Genomic DNA, 16,851 nt, shown 5'->3' with positions numbered 1-16,851 from the left:
TCACGACCGGCGGGCGCACGATCTGAGCGTAGAGCTGACCATCGCCCTGGCGTCGCGAGTGCTGACCCGCCGGCCGCTACCGCAGCCGAGCCTGGCAGACCCGGCCCAGCGAGCCCCATTAGGCGTCCTCCAGTCCCTCGCCGACGGCGCGGAGCACCGGGTGGTCGTGGGCCTGGGCGAGGACGTGCCCGACCGCCAGGGCGGCCGCCACCGGCCAGGCCACGACCTCGAGCGCGGCCAGGCCGCCGATGGCGGCGAGGAAGGCGAGGTTGCCGGTCGGGGGCCACCCGACCGGACCGATCAGCGGGATGTCGACGTGCCAGCCGGTGGTCGCGGCGGTGTCAGGGGTGGCGGGGGCAGGCGCCCCGGGCGGGGTGGTCATTGCCGGGACGTCGCGATCCGCGCGACCTCGGCCGGGTCGATGAGGTGGCTGTGGTCGTCCTCACCGAGGTCGATCTGCACGACGTCGATGCGCCCGTTGAACCGGGAGGCGCCCAGGTAGTCGGCACTGACCGGTGTGCCGTAGTCGTCCCCGATGTCGGTGGTCTCGTCCGCGGAGAACACCATCGGCTGGGTCTGGTCCACGCGGCCGCTCCCGACGGCGCGACCGTCGTAGTAGAGCGTGACGTCGCCGCCCTTCGCGAGGCCGCCGCCGTCGTAGGCGAACTCGGCCCGGAGCTGGTGCGCGCCCGACGGGAGGTCCTCGTCCGCCTCGGTGACGAACTCCGTCATCCCGAGGAGGTTGTAGGTGAACTTGGCGCGGCCGTCGACCACGTAGAGGGCCCAGCCGCCGAACCGGCCGCCCTGGGCCAGGATCACGCCGTTGGTGGCGTCCTTCTCCGGCGTCTCGATCGCGGCGGTGACGGCGAACGACCGGTTCTTGACGTCGAGCACGCTGTGCTCGCTCAGGCGCCGCATCCCGGGGAACAGCACCTGGGTGGTTCCCGTGACCAGCTGCGGGCGTCCGGCGATGGTCGGGTTGAGCCGCTCGAACCGGCGGTCGTCGATGGGGAGGACGTTGTACTTCACGGCCTCGATCAGCCACAGGCGCTGCAGTGCGGCGAGCCGCTCGGGCATCTCCGCGGCGAGGTCGTGCGACTGGGTCCAGTCGGTGGCGCCGTCGTAGAGCTCCCAGACGTCCTCGTCGAGCGGCGGCAGCACCTGGTTCGGCAGCCACGGGGTGCTGTGCCGGGTGACCGCGCTCCAGCCCTTGTAGTAGAGGCCGCGGTTGCCGGCCATCTCGAAGTACTGGAGGTCGTGCCGCTCGGGGGCGTCGGCGTCGTCGAAGCTGTAGACCATGCTCGTGCCCTCGATCGGCGCCTGCTGTGCACCGTTGACGAAGTCGGGCTCCGGGATCCCGGCGGCCTCGAGCACGGTGGGTGCGACGTCGATGACGTGGCAGAACTGTGACCGCGTCCCGCCCCGGCTCCGGATCCCCGCCGGCCAGTGCACGATCGTCCCGTTGCGCGTTCCGCCCCAGTGCGACGCGACCTGCTTGGTCCACTGGTAGGGCGAGCACATGGCCCACGCCCACCCGACCGCGTAGTGGTTGTAGGCGTCCTTCGTCCCGAGCTTGTCCTTCATCGACGCCATGAACTCCGGCGTCTCGATCGCGGCGAGGCCGTTGAAGTTCGCCATCTCGTTGAAGGCGCCGTTGACGGTGCCCTCGGCGGACGCCCCGTTGTCGCCCAGGATGTAGTAGACGAGCGTGTTCTCCAGCGCCCCCATGCTCTCGAGGGTGTCGACGAGCCGGCCGACGTGGTGATCGGTGTGCTCGAGGAAGCCGGCGTAGACCTCCATCTGGCGCTCCAGCACCGGCCTGAGCGCGGGGTCCATGTCGTCCCACGCCGGGATCTGGTCCGGCCGGGGGGTCAGCCGGGCGTCCGCGGGCACCACCCCGTTCTGCTTCTGACGCTCGAGAATCCGTTCCCGTTCGGCGTCCCAGCCGTGGGAGAACTCTCCGGCGTACCTGTCCGACCACTCCGGCGGCACGTGGTGGGGCGCGTGCGTGGCTCCGGGTGCGAAGTACATGAAGAACGGCTTGTCCGGTGCCAGTGCCTTCTGGGCCCGTACCCAGTCGATGGCGTGGTCGGCCAGGTCCTCCGTGAGGTGGTAGCCGTCCTCCGGGGACCTCTCCGGCTCGATCGGCGTCGTGCCCTCGTAGAGGGCGGGGTAGTACTGGTTGTTCTCTCCGCCGATGAAGCCGTAGAAGTACTCGAAGCCACCGCCGCCGGTGGGCCAGGCGTCGAACGGGCCGATCGGCGAGGTCTGCCACGGCGGCACCTCGTGGCACTTGCCGAACTGCGCGGTCGAGTAGCCGTTGAGCTTCAGCGTCGTGGGGACCGCCGCCTTCGTGTTCGGGCGCAGTCCGCTCGAACCGGGCGCGGAGGTCGCGGTCTCGGTGATCATCCCCATGCCGACGGAGTGGTGGTTGCGTCCGCTGAGCAGGGCCGCCCGCGTCGGGGCGCAGAGCGCCGTGGTGTGGAAGCGGTTGTAGGTCAGGCCACCGCGCTGCAGTCGCTCCGCGGTCGGCATCCGCACCGGCCCCCCGAAGGGGCTGCCGGCGCCGAAGCCCACGTCGTCGACCAGGACGACCAGGACGTTCGGCGCGCCGGCCGGGGGGAGCAGCGGCTCGATGGGCGGGAAGGCCGTGTCCGGGTCCTTCGCGTCGTAGGTGAGCACCCCGAGGTGCGGGCGGTCGGGGATCGGCAGAACCCCGCGACGTGCGCCCCGCTCATCCGCCATGTCTCGATCCGCCTTCTCCGTCGCCGCGGCTCGGGTCGGGTGACCCGGGCGAGCCCTCACGGTGCGGCGGGCCGCCGACGCCCGCATCACCCGCTGCGGAGGGGACCTCGCGGGGAGGGCGTCGGGTCGCGGCGAGTCATCTTCCGCGGGTGACGCGCGCGGGTCGCTGCGGAACGACAGTGGTCTCCTCGCCCCCGCCACCCGACGGGAGCACGACGGAGCCGGCCCCGGAGGCCGAAGCCGATGAGGAGTACGACATGACCGACGTGGACGGAGTGCAGAAGGGGGACCGGACCCCCACCTTCGGGGCACAGGCCGCGTATCTCAGGGAGCCGGCTCACTACGGGCACGACACCGACGACTTCAGCGGGTGGGTCTCCTTCGCCGGGATCATGATGATCCTGCTGGGGGCCTTCCAGATCGTCGAGGGCCTCGTGGCGCTCTTCAGCCCCACCTACTTCCTGGTCAGCGAAGAGGGCCTGGTGCTCTCGCTGTCGTTCGCCGGCTGGGGCTGGGTGCACCTGCTGCTCGGCATCCTGATCCTCGCCGCCGGGTTCGCGGTGCTGGCGGGGAAGCCGTGGGGACGGTTCCTCGGGATCGTGCTGGCGGGCCTGAGTGCGCTGGCCAACCTCGTGTTCATCGCCGCCTACCCGATGTGGTCGATCATCATCATCGCCGTCGACGTCGCCGTCATCTACGCGCTGGCGACCGACCGGCGCGGTCGGGAGGCCTGACCACGATCACTCCGACTCACTCACCCCCGGTCGCTCCCGCGACCGGGGGTGAGTGGCGTCCGGGCCCGGTCAGCACCGGGAGCAGGCGCGGCACCGTCCCACGAGGCGGTGAGGTCGACGGTCAGGACCCGGACGCCGACGGCGACCAGTCCCCGCACGGAGCCCGACACCTCGGTGGCCTTCGCGCGGTCCACCTGACCCGTCACCGCCACCGTGGGCCGCTCACCGGGGTACTCGACCACGACGCCCGCGACCGCCGTGTCGTGCGGAGGAGGGGCCGGCTCGTCGGCCTGCGAACCGAATCGTTCGTGAAGCCGCGCGACGTCGGCGATTCCTGGGAACTCACCGGGGCATCCCGGGGAAGAGGGTCACGACGTCGCTCTCACGTCGTCGTCCACGTCGCGACCCGTCCCGTCGCTCTCCGGCCCACTTCCGGCCAGTTCGACGCTCAGGATGGCGGACAGGACCAGGAGGAGGCCCAGGGCGACGAGCCACGAGATCACCGGGACGGCGACGCCGATGAGGCCGTACTCGGCCGAGGCCCGGGAGATCGCGGGGGGCAGGTAGGTCGCGGAGAGACCGAGCACGACGGCCTGACCACATCCGTTGAGCGCCGCGCCCGGGAGCAGCGCCCGCCACCCGACCCGGCCGCCGAGCAGGACGTGCTGGATCGGCCACCACAGCAGGGTGGCCACGACGGCATTGAGGATCAGTTCCACCAGGATGTGACCGTCGACGACGGCGAGCACCGGCCCGAACGCCACGAGGGCGGCGAGCCCGACGATCAGGGCCGTGGACGCCAGGAACCCACGACCCAGGCCGCGGAGCCCCGTGGACGGGAGTCCCCACGCCGAGAGGTAGGCGCGCTGCAGAGCGCGCGTGAAGCCCAGGACCGACACCACGAGCAGGACGGCGCCGACCGCGGTCAACGGCTCGACCGCCGGTCGTCGCGCGACCAGCGCCGTCAGCGCCGTCGCCGCGTCCCCGGACAACCCCAGACTGGCGATCACCGCAGGTCCTGCCGAGGCACGTATCGAGTTCGGGGACAGCGTGGAGACGACGATCAGCACCGGGATCAACCCGGCGAAGGCCTGCGCCGCGAGCGCCAACGCCCGGTCGTACCCGTTGATCGCCATCATGCGCCGCGAGACGCGCAGGACCAGCGCGTCTTCATAGCGCGCCGCGAGGACGCCGACCCGCTGGCGGGTCCTACTGCCTCTCGTGTGCACGCGCCCCCCGTCCGGGACGTCGTCCGTACCCGAGTACCGCGGACAGCGTGGTCGGCGTCGGCCACGCGCGACTCACCCGCAACAGATGAATCCCGAGATGGGGCTCGGAATCATCTGTTCCAGGTGATGTGAGATCGCTGCACCTGCCCACACTGAGGGGCATGACCACACCGCTGGAAGGCGTGGGGCCCTCAGCGGACCCACTCGAACCCGCTCACACGCCGCCGTCCAACGGTCGGCACCGCCCGAAGCGGGAGTCCGCGCCCGTGGCGCCCGGGGGCTTCCCGCGCGGACTGACCCTGTTGCTGGGCATCGCGGCCGCCGTGATCGCGGTGGCCGGGATGCGGGCCACCGCCTGGCTGATCGGCCCGTTGTTCCTCGCCTTGATGATCGTCATCGCGGCGCATCCCGTGCAGCGGTGGGCGCGGCGCAAGGGCTGGCCCACGTGGGTCGCCACGTTGATGCTGATCATCGTCGTCTACGTCGGCCTCCTGGCCCTGGCCGCGGTGCTCATCGTCTCGGTCGGCCAGCTCGCGACCGTGCTGCCCCAGTACAGCGCCCAGTTCGACACGATGCTCGACGGTCTGAGGCAGACGCTCGCCGGATTCGGCGTCGGGCCGGCCCAGATCCAGGCCGCCACGCAGGGCATCAGTCTCAACTCCGTCGCCGGCTTCGTCGGCGGCGTGCTCGCCGGGGTCTCGGGCCTGGCCAGCGTGATCGTTCTCATCCTCGCGCTGCTGCTGTTCTTCATCGCCGACGCCGCCACCTTCGACAAGCGACTCGACAGCATCGCCGGCGACCGTCCGCACATCGTCGGGGCCCTCGACACCTTCGCGCGCGGCACCCGCAGCTACCTCTTCGTCACCACGGTGTTCGGCGCGATCGTCGCGGTGCTCGACGTCATCGCCCTCGAGATCATGGGTGTGCCGCTCGCGATCCTGTGGGGAGTGCTGGCGTTCATCACCAACTACATCCCCAACATCGGCTTCATCTTCGGGCTGATCCCCCCGGCGATCCTCGCGCTGCTGACCGGCGGGTGGTCGTTGTTCGTGATCGTCATCGTCGTCTACAGCCTGCTCAACGTGGTCATCCAGTCGTTGATCCAGCCGCGGTTCATCGGCGACTCGGTCGGTCTCTCGGCGACCGTCACGTTCGTGACGCTGCTGTTCTGGGCCTGGGTGCTCGGTCCACTGGGGGCGTTGCTGGCGATCCCGCTGACCCTCCTGGCCAAGGCCCTGCTCGTCGACATCGACCCGGGCGCGCGGTGGGCCGATGCCCTGATCCGGTCCGATCCGGGGGAGCCGGAGGAGGACGAGGCCGACGAGATCGCCGACGAGGTCGACGGCGCGGTCGTGCCGCCGCCCGAGAAGGTCACCCCGTGACAGCTGGTCCGGGGGTGCGGGGGTGACCACCACCCACGCGCCCCCCCGCGGGCGGGCCGCCGTCGCGCTCGCCCGGGCGCTCGTCTACGCCGTCCTGATCGTCGTGGTCTTCTACGTCGTCCCGCTGCGGATGGCCGTGGACGTCGGGACCCTCCTCCGGCTGGTCGCCGGGCTGGCCGTCCTGGGCGCGCTGATCGCCTGGCAGGTGCGGGGGATCGCGCGCTCGCCGTACCCGTCGCTGCGGGCCCTCGAGACCCTGGCGGTGGCGCTCCCGCTGTTCCTGATGCTGTTCGCGGGGACCTACACCGTCCTGTCCCAGGTGGACCCGGCCTCGTTCTCCGAGCCGATGGCGCGCACCGACGCGGTCTACTTCACGGTCACGGTGTTCGCGACCGTCGGCTTCGGGGACATCTCGCCGGTGTCGACGGCCGCCCGCGTCGTGGTGACCCTCCAGATGCTCGCCAACCTGCTCCTGCTGGGCTTCGTCGTGCGGACCATTCTCAGCGCCGTCGACCGCGGCCGCGGACGCCTCAACGGGACGGCGCCCTGACCGCCGGGCTCATCCGCCGGCCGGGAGGCTCCGGGTGCCGCCGAGGACGAGTGAGACCTCGACGGGGACGTCGGCGTAGCCGGCCGCGTCGAGCGCCTGGCGCAACGGGACGACGTCCGGGCCCGGGGCAGGGCCGAGGGCGTCGATCCGGATCGCCGCCGCGGTCCCCGTGACGGAGACGATCTGCGCGGAGGCCCCGGCCGCCCACTGCTCGGCCACGGGACGCACGCCCGCGACCGTGGTGGCGTCGCGGTAGACCTGGTAGCTGCCCGCCGCGAGCGGCACGGCGACGAGCACCACGAAGCCCGCGACGACCGCGATCGTCCCGCGCCCGAGGCGGCCGACCGGTCGACCGGCCGCCTCCGCGGCCGGCCGGAGCCGGTAGGCGAGGAGCAGCCCGGTGCCCGTCGCGACGATCGCCGCCACGTTCGACGCGAACAGCAGCAGGGCGCCCAGGGCCTGGCCGGGCTCCCCGGACTCGAGCGTCAGCCCGACCACGGCCAGGGGCGGCACGAGCGAGATCGCGATCGCGACGCCCGGCAGCGTGTCCGAGACGTCGTCGCGGACCAGGGCGAACGCGCCCACCAGGCCCGTGGCCAGCGAGGCGACCAGGTCGATGAGGTCGGGGCTGACCCGGGAGGCGACCTCGGAGTTGGTGGCGGCGACCACCGGTTCCGGTACGAGCAGCCCCAGCAGGAACCCGAGCGCCACGACGAGGGCGGCCCCGGCGAGGACGGTGGTGACGCCCCGCAGGATCCGTGCCCGGTCGGCGAGGACGACGGCGAGGGCCGTGCCGAGGATCGGGGTCATCAGCGGCGCGACGATCATCGCGCCGATCACCGTGGCGTCGGAGTCGGCGACGACCCCGGCGCCGGCGATGATCGCCGCCAGCGTCAGCAGCACCCAGAAGGCCGACTGCTTGCGCCGTCCCTCGAGGAAGAGCCGGTCGGCCATGCGATCGATGTCCGCACCCGACACCGCCACCACGCGCATCGGCCCAGCCTCCGGGGCGTGCACCGACGACCGCTTCCCCCGCCGCGGAGGAGACGCGATCTCCCGGCCTGCCGACGTCTCCCGACTCATCCCGATGAGGTGATGCCAGGCGGCGGGTCCCGGCCGAGAGTCGCTGTCGGACGGCGGTGCCCTCGAGGGCTCCGCACGGCGCGACGAGAGGTAGATCGATGGCGACACTGACCGCGGTGAAGTTCCCGACGGCCGTGGGGGCCGACGAGGCCCTGCAGATCCTGGAGCGCCTGCAGCGGGAAGAGGCGATCAGGATCCACGACGGCGCCGTCGTCTCGTGGGTGGACGGGGCGAAGAAGCCCAAGACCCGCCAGCTGAACAACCTCGCCGGATCAGGCGCCCTCGGCGGCGGCTTCTGGGGCCTGCTCTTCGGGCTGATCTTCTTCGTCCCGATCCTGGGGCTCCTCGTGGGTGCCGCGATGGGCGCGGCGTCCGCCTCGCTGGCCGACGTGGGGATCGACGACGACTTCATCAAGGAGGTGCGGGAGAAGGTGACGCCCGGGACCTCCGCGCTGTTCGCGCTGACCTCCGACGGGGTGCCGGACAAGGTGGCCGAGGCCTTCCGGGGCGTGGACGGCGAGCTCCTGCACACCAACCTCTCCGCCGAGCAGGAGGCCCAGCTCCGCGAGGTCTTCTCCGAGGCGCACGCCGTCTGACGGGTCGGGTCGGAGCCGGGGGAAGCACCGGGGGAGAGGACGTGACAGGTGACCGCTGAGGTCGCGCCGCCGGCGAGTGCGGAAGCGCCCATGGCGCCGATGGACGTGCTGCGGTCGCGTCGCTATCTCGGCCTGCTGGGCCTGGCTGCCGTGCTCGGGGTCCCGATCTCGGCCCTCGCCTACGGGTTCCTCCTCCTGACGGCGGCGGTCCAGACCTGGGCGTTCACCACGGCGCCGCTCGCGCTGGGGTACACCGCACCGCCGTTGTGGTGGCCGCTCGTCCCGCTCGGGGTGGCGGGCGTGCTCGTCGCCCCCGTGATCCGGTTCCTGCCGGGCCACGGGGGCGAGTCCCCGGCCGACGGCTTCCACGCCGGCGGGTACCCGGCCGGGCGCGAGCTCGGCGGCATCGCCGCCGCGGCGCTCGCGAGCATCGGGCTCGGCGTGGTCGTCGGGCCGGAGGCGCCGTTGATCGCCCTCGGTGGCGGGCTCGCCGTGCTGGCCGTCCGCCTCGCCCGACGGGGGAACGTGCCGGCCGGCGTCGCCTCGGTGGTCGCGGCCACCGGGAGCTTCGCCGCGGTGAGCACGCTGTTCGGCTCCCCGCTGGCGGCGGCCTTCCTCATGATGGAGGCGGCCGGGCTGGGCGGCGCCACGGCGACGATGGTGCTGGTCCCCGGGCTGCTCGGGGCGGGGATCGGGTCCCTGGTCTTCGTCGGTCTCGGCTCCTGGACCGGCTTCGGGACCTTCTCGCTCGCCGTCTCCGGCCTGCCGCCCGCGGGCGACCCGACCCCCGGCGCACTCGGGTGGGCCGTGGCGGCCGGCGGCGTCGCGGCCCTGCTCTGCTGGGTGATCCGTTCCGCCGCGCTCTGGGTGCGGCCGCTGATCGTGCGGCGCGCGCTGGTCCTGACCCCCGTGCTGGGGTTGGGCATCGCGGCGCTCGCGATCCTCTACGCCGGGGTCACCGGCCATGCCGTCGCCGAGGTGCTGTTCTCCGGGCAGGACGCCCTCGGCCCGTTGCTGCGGGATCCCGCCGCCTACGGCGTCGGCGCGCTGCTGCTCCTCATCGCGTGCAAGGGGCTCGCCTACGCGGGGGCCCTCGCCGGCTTCCGCGGCGGGCCCACGTTCCCGGCGATGTTCATCGGGGCCGCCGGCGGCCTCGCCCTGGCCCACCTGCCCGGTCTCGACGCCCTGTCAGGGGCCGCCATCGGTATGGGCGCGATGACCGTCGGGATGCTCCGCCTGCCGCTGACCTCGGTCCTGCTGGCCACGCTCTTCCTGGGCGCCGACGGCCTGACCGTGATGCCGCTCGTGATCGTCGCGGTGGTGGTCTCCTACCTGGTGACGCTCCGGCTGCCCGATCCCGGCCCCCGCGTCGCGCCCGCCCCGGAGGCGGCCTGATTCATCTCCGCCGGGTGACCCGCTCGCGGGCGCGGGGCGCGACGCTCGTGGAGCGCCGGAGCATCGGCGCGGGACCCGGGTGAAGCCGGGAGAGGAGTCCACGATGCCGCTCGACGACGCGGAACGGTCGGTGCTCGCGGAGACCGAACGGGCCCTGGCCGCGGACGACCCCTCCTTCGCGCGCCGATGGCACCGCGCGTCGGGCGGCGGACGCCGCCGGTCGCGGGCGTACCTCGCCGTCGCGGTCGTCGGGCTGCTGCTGATCGTCGGTCTGTTCTGGCTGGGGCTCCCGGGCCAGGCGCTGATCGTCCTGCTCCTGACGATCGGGGTCCTGCTCGGGGTCGGATGGCGTCCCCGGCTGCCCCAGTCCATCCGGGACGAGCTGACACCCCCGGGACCCCGGACCCCGGACCCCGGTACCTGAGCCCACGGCCCGCGAGAGGCGATCATGCTGCTCTTCATCTACGTCCGGCACATCCGCCGCTACGCCCACGACATCCCCTGGGTCCACATGGGCGTCGCCCTGTTCGGCAACGTCGCGTTCGTCATCGGCAGCCTCTTCTTCCTGTCTCCCGCCCTGACACGGGCCGGCACGTGGCTCTTCGTCGTCGCGTCGTGGGGCCTGCTCATCGGTGTGATCGGCGAGATCCTCGCGCGGTACGAGGCCCGGCAGCGTGCCCAGACCGTCGTCTCGGCGGTTGCCGACCGCGTCGAGTGAGGACCGAGGGCGCCGGCCCACCGCCGGCGCGCGACCCGGAGCGCGATCGCGAGCTCCTGGGTCTGGGGCGGCTCCGACGCCACGGGTGGATCGACCACCTCGTGCGGGCCGCCGTGCAGTACCTCGAGCGGCACGGCGACCACTACGCCGCCGCCATCACCTACTTCAGCGTCGTCGCGCTCGTCCCGCTGCTGATGATCGCCTTCGCTGTCGCCGGACGCGTCCTGCTCGGCGACCCCGAGCTGCTCGAGGACTTCCAGCGGGCGGTGGTCGCGACCGTGGGGCCCGGACTCGCCGCGACGGTCGACCAGCTCGTGGCGGAGGCCCTGCGCCAGAGCGAGACCGTGGGCGTGCTCGGTCTGGTGCTGGGTGTGTACACGGGACTCGTCTGGATGTACCGGGTGCGCGAGGCCCTGTCCGCCCAGTGGGGTCAGCGCACCGCGGGCCCGCCGTACCTCGCGGGCGCCCTCTCCGACAGCGTCGCCCTCCTCGGTCTGGCCCTGGTGCTGGCCGTCGCGCTCGGCCTGACCGCTCTCGGCGACGCCCTCACCGGGACGGTGGCCGGCGACGAGGGCGCCGGCTGGGTCCGCACGATCGTCGCGGCGACGATGGCGCTGGCGCTGTCGCTCGCCGCGAACCTGGTGGTCCTGCTCTGGGTGATCGCGCGCCTGCCCCGGGAACGGCTGCCCCTGCGACGTGCCGTCCGCCCCGCGCTCCTGGCCGCGGTCGGCTTCGAGGCGATCCGGCGGGTCGGGACCGTCTACCTCGGCTGGGTCACCGGCTCCCCGGCCGGCCTCGTGTTCGGGCCGGTCCTCGGCCTGCTGGTGGCGATCTACCTGAGCGCGCGCCTGGTCCTGTTCGCGACGGCGTGGGCGGCGACGCGCGTCGAGGCCTCGCCTCCCGACCCTGCGCCGTCCCACCCCGACCGTGACGAGATCAGAACAGGTCCAGCGCGTGGGCGCGGCGCACCGCGTCCCGTCGACCGGCGGCCCCGAGCTTCCGGTAGACCGCCCGTTGGTGGCTCTTGACCGTGTTGACCGAGACGTACAGCTCGCCGGCGATCTCCGCGTTCGAGAGGGGGCTCGCCAGGTAGCGCAGGGCGGTGCGTTCACGGTCGGTCAACGGGTCGACGATGCCTCGTCGCTCTCCTGCCGCGGCGGACGCCGGCCTCATCCGCTCGACGAGGTCCTCGGCGAACGTGCCCGCAGCCCCTCCCCGCTCCACCCGCAGCGTCAGCAGGGCGGCGAGGTCCGGTTCGGCGAGGAACGGTCGACGCAGGCCCACCGGCGCGGCGGCGAGCAGGGCGTCCTCGAGGAGGGCGAGGGCACGGTCCTCGTCACGGTCCGCGTGGGCGAGGAGAGCCCCGACCACGGCCGCGCCGACCCGCACGCGCGGGTGCGGGCCGACCACCTGCTCCAGCGCCTCCCGGGCGCCGGCGGGCTCTCCCCGCCGGAGCAGGAGCCGGGCGCGCAGGACGGCACCGGCCTCGGTGCGCGGGGGGCCCACCTGGTCGAGCAGAGCGCCGGCCGAGGCGACGTCGCCGGCCTGCGCGTGGAGTCCGGCCCGGACGAGCAGCGACTGCTCGAAGAGGGGCCGCGGGGGGACCCACCCGCCGAGGCGCTCCTCGGTGGCGCGGAGCTCCCCGAGGGCGCGTTCGGGATCACCGGCCACCTCGTGGCGCGCCGCGCGGACGAGCGATCCGGCGAGCCGGACGTGGCGCTCCGGGGCGTGTTCCTCCACCTCGGCCAGGCGTCCGAGCCAGGTGTCGACGGGCAGGTCGCCGCGGTCGAACACCACGCGCGCCATGGTCAGGAACGCCGGCGCGATCTGGAACGTCCTCGTCCACCCGGCCGCCTCCGCGACGGCCACTGCCGACGCGGCGGCCTCCTCGGCCTCCACGAGGTCGCCGCGATCGCAGGCGAGCAGGGCGAGGTGCGCCACGGCGTTCAGCGGCGGGAGGGACAGCGGCTCACCGGGACGATCGGCGACTTCGCGGAGGTGGGCCTCGGCCGTCACGGGATCGCCGGTCCACAGTTCCGCGGTGCCGAGGTTGCTGCGGACGAGGTCCAGGACGGTCCCGGTCTCGGCGATGTCCAGCGCCCGCAGCGCCACGGGGTCGAGAGGGATCCGGGAGTACGCCTCCGACGCCGCCGCGAGGTCACCCGCCACCCGGGCCCGGCCACCCAGGATCAGGTCGTGGTAGAGGTGCAGGCGTTCGCGGCGCGGCCCCGACAGGTCGCGCGAGCCCGTGCGCGCGACCTCGAGGAGCTGCTCGACCCCGGACGGGCGGCCCTGGATCATCCGGGCGGCGGCGAGCGCGGTGGCCAGCTCGGGACGGGCGAGCAGCACGTCGCGGGGCACACCGTCCAGGACACGCTCGAGCTCCCGCGCCGAGCCGCGCAGGACGAGGCCGGGGAGGTGCCGGCTCACCAGCTCGGTGGCCCGCGGCCAGAGCGTCCCGCGGACCGCCGAGCGCAGCGCCTCCAGCGTCATGCCCTGGTCGGCGAACCACTGGGCCGCGCGGCGGTGCAGGTCCCGGCTCTCACGGCGGGGGAGCGGGCGTGCCCGCAGGAGGTCGAGGAGCAGCCGGTGCAGCCGGTACCAGCGACCCGGGCGGCCGAGCGCCTGGACGAAGAGGTGGGAGGCGGCGAGGTCGGCGAGCACCGCGGCACCGTCGCTGCCGCCGGTCAGGGCGTCGGCCAGGTCGACGCAGACGACGTCCACGACGCTGACCGTGGTCAGGAAGTGGACGAGGTCCGGCGGCTGCCGGGCGAGGATCTCCTCCAGGAGGTAGCCGGAGACGCCGTGCTCCTCCCCGGAGAAGGTGGCGACGGCGGCGCCGACGTCGGGGGCGCCGTGCAGGTGCAGGGCGCCCAGGCGCATCCCCGCCGCCCAGCCCTCGGTCCGTTCCACCATGCGCTCGGTCTGCTCGGCGCGGAGCTCCACCCCGAGCTGGGCGTACAGGGCCGCGGCCTCGTCGGGGCGGAACGCGAGGTCCGCCGCCCGGATCCCGGTCACGAGCCCGGTGAGCTGCAGGCGGGACAGGGGCCACGGCGGGTCGCGCCGTGTCGTGATCACCAGCGAGAGCGTCGGGGACGGGCGCTCCACCAGCCGCAGCAGGCCGGCGTGGACCTCCGCGGACGTCACCTCGTGGAGGTTGTCGAGCACGAGGACGAGCGGGCGGTCGGCCTGCTCGAGGGCGTGGACGAGGTCTCCGGGCAGCTCGACGCCCACGGGTGACCGCGCGAGGCGTGCCAGCGCCGGCCCTGCGCGGTCGCCGGCGACCGTCGCGAGCGCGGCGGCCACCGTCGTCCAGAAGGCGCGCACGTCGTCGTCGCCGGCGTCCAGGTTCACCCACGCGACCGCGCGACCGTCGGCGCCCTGCGCGACCCACGAGCCGACGAGCAGGGACTTCCCCCACCCGGCCGCGGCCGCGATCACCGTGGCCCCGCCCGCCGCTCCCTCGCCGATCCGGGCGAGCAGCCGTGGCCGCTCGATGACGTGGGTCGCGACGGGGACGGCGAACTTGGCCGGGTCGCCCGGCCCCGTGGCGGCGGGTGCGGATCCCGTCCCGTCGACGGACCGCTCCCTCGTCCGCGGAGGGCGTGCCATGCGCCCCCCACCCGTGGTCGCCGACGGCTCTCTCGGGGGGCGACAGTACCCGGAGGAGCGCCGGAGATCGCCGGTTCACCCGTCGCGCGCGACGGTGCTCCGGGCGCGATCGCGAGTTCGCGTACACAGGCCCGGCGGGGCGGAGGCGGCGCTCCGTCAGGCCGAGACCGACGGCCGGACCGTCGTCGGCGTCGAGGACGACCGGGCCACCGTCTTCCCGACCTGACGCGCCGTCAGCGGACCGGGGAGCCGGCGTCCGCCGCGACCTCCTGCACCGGCACGGTGTGGGTGGTGGCGGCGGCCGCCGCCGCGTACTCCACGACGGCCGGTCCACGGCGGGCGCGGCGGCGGGCGAGGACGGCGAGGACGATCCCCGTCGCCGAGAAGATCGCCAGAGCCAGGGAGGCGGCGGCGAAGCCGCTCGCGAGCGCGTCCTCCGGCGATGCGCCCTCGCCCTCGCGGGCCAGCCCGACGTTGCCGTAGATCCCGGCGGCCACGGCGGTCATCACGGCACCGCCCACGTAGCGGGCCATGTTCGAGATGCCGGAGGCGGCGCCCACGTCGGCGGGGGGGACGCACGACGTCGAGATCGCGGAGGCCGGGCCGTTGGACAGCCCCAGCCCGACGGCGATCGCGAGGAGCGGGAGGACGAACGTCGCGTAGGTCCAGCTCGGCTGGACGAACACGAGCACGGCGAAGCCGGCCGTGAGCAGCAGGAACCCCGCCGAGATGATCGGCCGGGTGCCGAAGCGGCCCGTCAGCGGCGTGATCGCGGGGGCGACGAGGATGACGAGCGCCGCCACCGGCAGCGAGGCCAGACCTGCCGCGAGGCTCGACATGCCGAGGCCGGCCGGATCCTGGAAGTACAGGCTCATCAGCAGCCCGAGGGCGGCGATCGCGCCGGCGCCGATGAGGATCGCGAGGGTCGAGCCGACCAGCGCCAGGTTCCGGAGCAGCCGCAGGTCGACCAGCGGGGCGGTCACCCGCCCCTCGACGACGACGAAGCCGACGGTGGCCGCCACGGAGATGATCAGGCAGGACAGGGTCGGCACCGAGACCCAGCCCCAGTCGGCGCCCTTGGTCATGGCGAACACGAACGGCACGAGGATCCCCGCGATGAGGGCCGTGCCCGCGACGTCGATCGTGCGGGGCCGGTTCGGGTCGGACGACTCCGCCACGGTGCGCAGGGTGAGCGGCACGCACGCGAGGGCGATGGCGGCGTCGATCCAGAACAGGCCCTGCCACCCGGTGGCCTCGTCGAGGAGACCGCCGACCAGCGGGCCGGCGGCCGCGCCGGCCGCGGCGGCGGCGCCCCAGAGCGCGACCGCGCGCATCTGCTGGCCTCCGGACGAGGCGACCGAGAGCAGGCTCAGGCCGCACGCCAGGATCGTCGCGCCCGCGGCTCCCTGGATGACACGGCCGACCACCACCATCGCGCCCGATCCGGCCAGGGCGATCAGCGCACAGGACGCGATGAAGAGGGCCAGCCCGGCGAGGAACACCTTCCGGCGCCCCAGGATGTCCCCGAGCGCACCGGACGTGACGATCACCGCGGCGCCCACCAGCAGGTAGCCGGTGACGGCCCACTGGAGCAGCTCGATGGAGGTGTCGAGGTCCGCCGCGATCGACGGCAGCAGGATGCTCACGGCCGACGTGTTCGCGTTGACCACGAACGTCGAGACGCAGGCGACGGCGAGCACTCCTCGCCCCGCGCGCAGTCCGCCGACGGGTGTGGTGGTGGCCTCGGTCATGCGTGCACTCTTGCGCCGGGCCCGGGCGCGATCCTCACCCGCCGGGGATGAGGTCAGCGGGTGGTGGGTCCGGGAGCCCGGCGCAGGACCGCGATCAGCCGCCACACCGCGCCGACGGCCCCGAGGCCGCCGAGCACGAGCAGCACGACGGTGCCCCACCCGTCGAGTGCGCCCTGGATCAGGACCGCGTGGCCGACGCCGAGCACCACGACGAGCACGGCGAGGCTCCCGTGCAGGAACCGCCACGTGGCCGGGGACCAGCGCAGGCGCCGCCGCAGCAGCCCGAGCAGGGTCACGACGACGAGCAGCACGGTCGCGAACAGGGCCATGCGCGCCCGCGTGGGCCCGTCGGGTGACATCGAGAACAGGGCGTCGTCCGGGTCCTCCACGAACAGGGCGACGACGTGCAGGGCGACCAGGACCCCGACGATCCCGCCGACGCGGACGTGGACCCCGACGCGGCGCCGGGTCAGCCAGGGCTGCACCGCGAGCGCGGCGACGGCGAGGCACGCCGCCAGGGTCGACACCACGAGCAGCACCGGCGCCCCGACGAGGTGGGGACCCGCGAGGGCGAGGACGACGAGGAACGCCCCGCCGAGCGCGGCCGCGGCCCCGACGACCCGGACCGCGCTCACGACGACGGCACCAGCGTGAGGTCGACGACGGCCAGGGTGTCCTCGGAGTCGACGACGTGGCGCTGGAAGACGGCGCGCCACGGGCCGCTCACGTCGTGGGCCACGTGGACGTTCGGCTCGCCGAACTGGGCGACGGCCGGGTCGGTGTCCACGCGGTAGCGCCCGTCGGGCCCGGTGAGCACCGTCGTGCGGTTCTCGCGCTCACTGCCCAGCGCGGTCTGCAGCCACACCTGCACCGGCACGCCGGGCAGCGGACGGCACGCCGTGTCGCGCACGATCCCCGTGATCACCAGGCCCCGGCCCAGCGGCACGTCGAGCGGGGCGTCGTCGTCGTAGTTGTTGCGGCCGCCGGGGTTGGTCACCGTCGGGGCGCAGATCGCGCCGGGCGGCGCGGCAAGCGTGGCGGGGGCGGGGGCGGGGG

The 16,851-nt window shown here is 73.9% G+C and carries 16 protein-coding genes; 8 read left to right on the top strand and 8 right to left on the bottom strand.

Annotated elements, in window-relative coordinates; all coding sequences use genetic code 11:
* Positions 1-118: 118 nt before the first annotated feature.
* A complete protein-coding gene (locus PH191_RS29840) occupies positions 119-382 on the bottom strand; it encodes a hypothetical protein (protein ID WP_274198266.1) in 264 nt (87 codons plus the stop codon).
* Positions 379-2,745: an arylsulfatase gene (locus PH191_RS29835; RefSeq protein WP_274198265.1), complete on the bottom strand. Its 2,367-nt coding sequence runs from the start codon at positions 2,743-2,745 to the stop codon at positions 379-381. Before PH191_RS29835 ends, PH191_RS29840 begins: the two co-directional genes overlap by 4 nt.
* 257 nt (positions 2,746-3,002) lie before the next feature.
* On the opposite strand from PH191_RS29835, the gene PH191_RS29830 reads away from it, so the two are divergent.
* Complete coding sequence (locus PH191_RS29830; protein WP_274198264.1) at positions 3,003-3,479, top strand: DUF7144 family membrane protein; 477 nt, start codon at positions 3,003-3,005, stop codon at positions 3,477-3,479.
* A gap of 368 nt (positions 3,480-3,847) precedes the next feature.
* Here the strand turns inward: PH191_RS29830 and PH191_RS29825 are convergent, their stop codons facing one another.
* Complete coding sequence (locus PH191_RS29825) at positions 3,848-4,708, bottom strand: YihY/virulence factor BrkB family protein (protein ID WP_274198263.1); 861 nt, start codon at positions 4,706-4,708, stop codon at positions 3,848-3,850.
* Positions 4,709-4,974: 266 nt separating this feature from the next.
* Here PH191_RS29825 and PH191_RS29820 point away from each other — a divergent pair, with 266 nt between their 5' ends.
* Together PH191_RS29820 and PH191_RS29815 are read left to right on the top strand one after the other, a co-directional pair.
* Entirely contained in the window at positions 4,975-6,090 is a 1,116-nt protein-coding gene (locus PH191_RS29820; RefSeq protein ID WP_274198262.1) for an AI-2E family transporter, read from the top strand.
* Between the two features lie 22 nt (positions 6,091-6,112).
* The gene (locus PH191_RS29815) at positions 6,113-6,640 is read left to right on the top strand and encodes a potassium channel family protein (protein WP_274198261.1); all 528 of its coding nucleotides are present in this window, start codon (positions 6,113-6,115) and stop codon (positions 6,638-6,640) included.
* Positions 6,641-6,649: 9 nt separating this feature from the next.
* Here the strand turns inward: PH191_RS29815 and PH191_RS29810 are convergent, their stop codons facing one another.
* Complete coding sequence (locus PH191_RS29810) at positions 6,650-7,633, bottom strand: DUF389 domain-containing protein (protein WP_274198260.1); 984 nt, start codon at positions 7,631-7,633, stop codon at positions 6,650-6,652.
* Between the two features lie 188 nt (positions 7,634-7,821).
* On the opposite strand from PH191_RS29810, the gene PH191_RS29805 reads away from it, so the two are divergent.
* From PH191_RS29805 to PH191_RS29785, 5 genes are all read left to right on the top strand, one after another.
* Positions 7,822-8,319 carry a DUF1269 domain-containing protein gene (locus PH191_RS29805; protein WP_274198259.1) on the top strand — a complete coding sequence of 166 codons (498 nt, stop codon included), beginning with the start codon at positions 7,822-7,824 and terminating at the stop codon, positions 8,317-8,319.
* A gap of 48 nt (positions 8,320-8,367) precedes the next feature.
* The gene (locus PH191_RS29800; RefSeq protein ID WP_274198258.1) at positions 8,368-9,714 is read left to right on the top strand and encodes a chloride channel protein; all 1,347 of its coding nucleotides are present in this window, start codon (positions 8,368-8,370) and stop codon (positions 9,712-9,714) included.
* Between the two features lie 103 nt (positions 9,715-9,817).
* Positions 9,818-10,138, top strand: a complete 321-nt coding sequence (locus PH191_RS29795) for a DUF3040 domain-containing protein (protein ID WP_274198257.1) — start codon at positions 9,818-9,820, stop codon at positions 10,136-10,138.
* 24 nt (positions 10,139-10,162) lie between these two features.
* A complete protein-coding gene (locus PH191_RS29790) occupies positions 10,163-10,432 on the top strand; it encodes a YrhK family protein (RefSeq protein WP_274198256.1) in 270 nt (89 codons plus the stop codon).
* Positions 10,429-11,460 (top strand): YhjD/YihY/BrkB family envelope integrity protein, encoded by a 1,032-nt coding sequence (locus PH191_RS29785; protein ID WP_274198255.1) that lies wholly within the window; start codon positions 10,429-10,431, stop codon positions 11,458-11,460. The genes PH191_RS29790 and PH191_RS29785 overlap by 4 nt, the downstream gene beginning before the upstream one ends.
* On the opposite strand, the gene PH191_RS29780 is transcribed toward PH191_RS29785, so the two are convergent.
* From PH191_RS29780 to PH191_RS29765, 4 genes are all read right to left on the bottom strand, one after another.
* Entirely contained in the window at positions 11,369-14,044 is a 2,676-nt protein-coding gene (locus PH191_RS29780; RefSeq protein ID WP_274198254.1) for a winged helix-turn-helix domain-containing protein, read from the bottom strand. The genes PH191_RS29785 and PH191_RS29780 overlap by 92 nt on opposite strands.
* Positions 14,045-14,277: 233 nt before the next feature.
* Positions 14,278-15,795 carry an MFS transporter gene (locus PH191_RS29775; RefSeq protein ID WP_274198253.1) on the bottom strand — a complete coding sequence of 506 codons (1,518 nt, stop codon included), beginning with the start codon at positions 15,793-15,795 and terminating at the stop codon, positions 14,278-14,280.
* A 53-nt stretch (positions 15,796-15,848) separates the two neighbouring features.
* Positions 15,849-16,430 carry a ferric reductase-like transmembrane domain-containing protein gene (locus PH191_RS29770; protein ID WP_274198252.1) on the bottom strand — a complete coding sequence of 194 codons (582 nt, stop codon included), beginning with the start codon at positions 16,428-16,430 and terminating at the stop codon, positions 15,849-15,851.
* On the bottom strand, positions 16,427-16,851 hold a 425-nt coding region (locus PH191_RS29765), incomplete at its 5' end, for a peptidase associated/transthyretin-like domain-containing protein (protein ID WP_274198251.1). The genes PH191_RS29765 and PH191_RS29770, both read right to left, overlap by 4 nt.

The organism is Actinomycetospora callitridis (assembly GCF_028737265.1).
Lineage (GTDB): Bacteria > Actinomycetota > Actinomycetes > Mycobacteriales > Pseudonocardiaceae > Actinomycetospora > Actinomycetospora callitridis.
The sequence above is the reverse complement of the archived record's forward strand: the minus strand, read 5'-3'. Positions and strand labels throughout refer to the sequence as shown.

Bases quoted from the DNA above. Each gene is read 5' to 3' on its own strand.
- PH191_RS29840 (WP_274198266.1), bottom strand. From the start codon at position 382: ATGACCACCCCGCCCGGGGCGCCTGCCCCCGCCACCCCTGACACCGCC.
- PH191_RS29835 (WP_274198265.1), bottom strand. From the start codon at position 2,745: ATGGCGGATGAGCGGGGCGCACGTCGCGGGGTTCTGCCGATCCCCGAC.
- PH191_RS29830 (WP_274198264.1), top strand. From the start codon at position 3,003: ATGACCGACGTGGACGGAGTGCAGAAGGGGGACCGGACCCCCACCTTC.
- PH191_RS29810 (WP_274198260.1), bottom strand. From the start codon at position 7,633: ATGCGCGTGGTGGCGGTGTCGGGTGCGGACATCGATCGCATGGCCGAC.
- PH191_RS29805 (WP_274198259.1), top strand. From the start codon at position 7,822: ATGGCGACACTGACCGCGGTGAAGTTCCCGACGGCCGTGGGGGCCGAC.
- PH191_RS29795 (WP_274198257.1), top strand. From the start codon at position 9,818: ATGCCGCTCGACGACGCGGAACGGTCGGTGCTCGCGGAGACCGAACGG.
- PH191_RS29790 (WP_274198256.1), top strand. From the start codon at position 10,163: ATGCTGCTCTTCATCTACGTCCGGCACATCCGCCGCTACGCCCACGAC.
- PH191_RS29780 (WP_274198254.1), bottom strand. From the start codon at position 14,044: ATGGCACGCCCTCCGCGGACGAGGGAGCGGTCCGTCGACGGGACGGGA.
- PH191_RS29775 (WP_274198253.1), bottom strand. From the start codon at position 15,795: ATGACCGAGGCCACCACCACACCCGTCGGCGGACTGCGCGCGGGGCGA.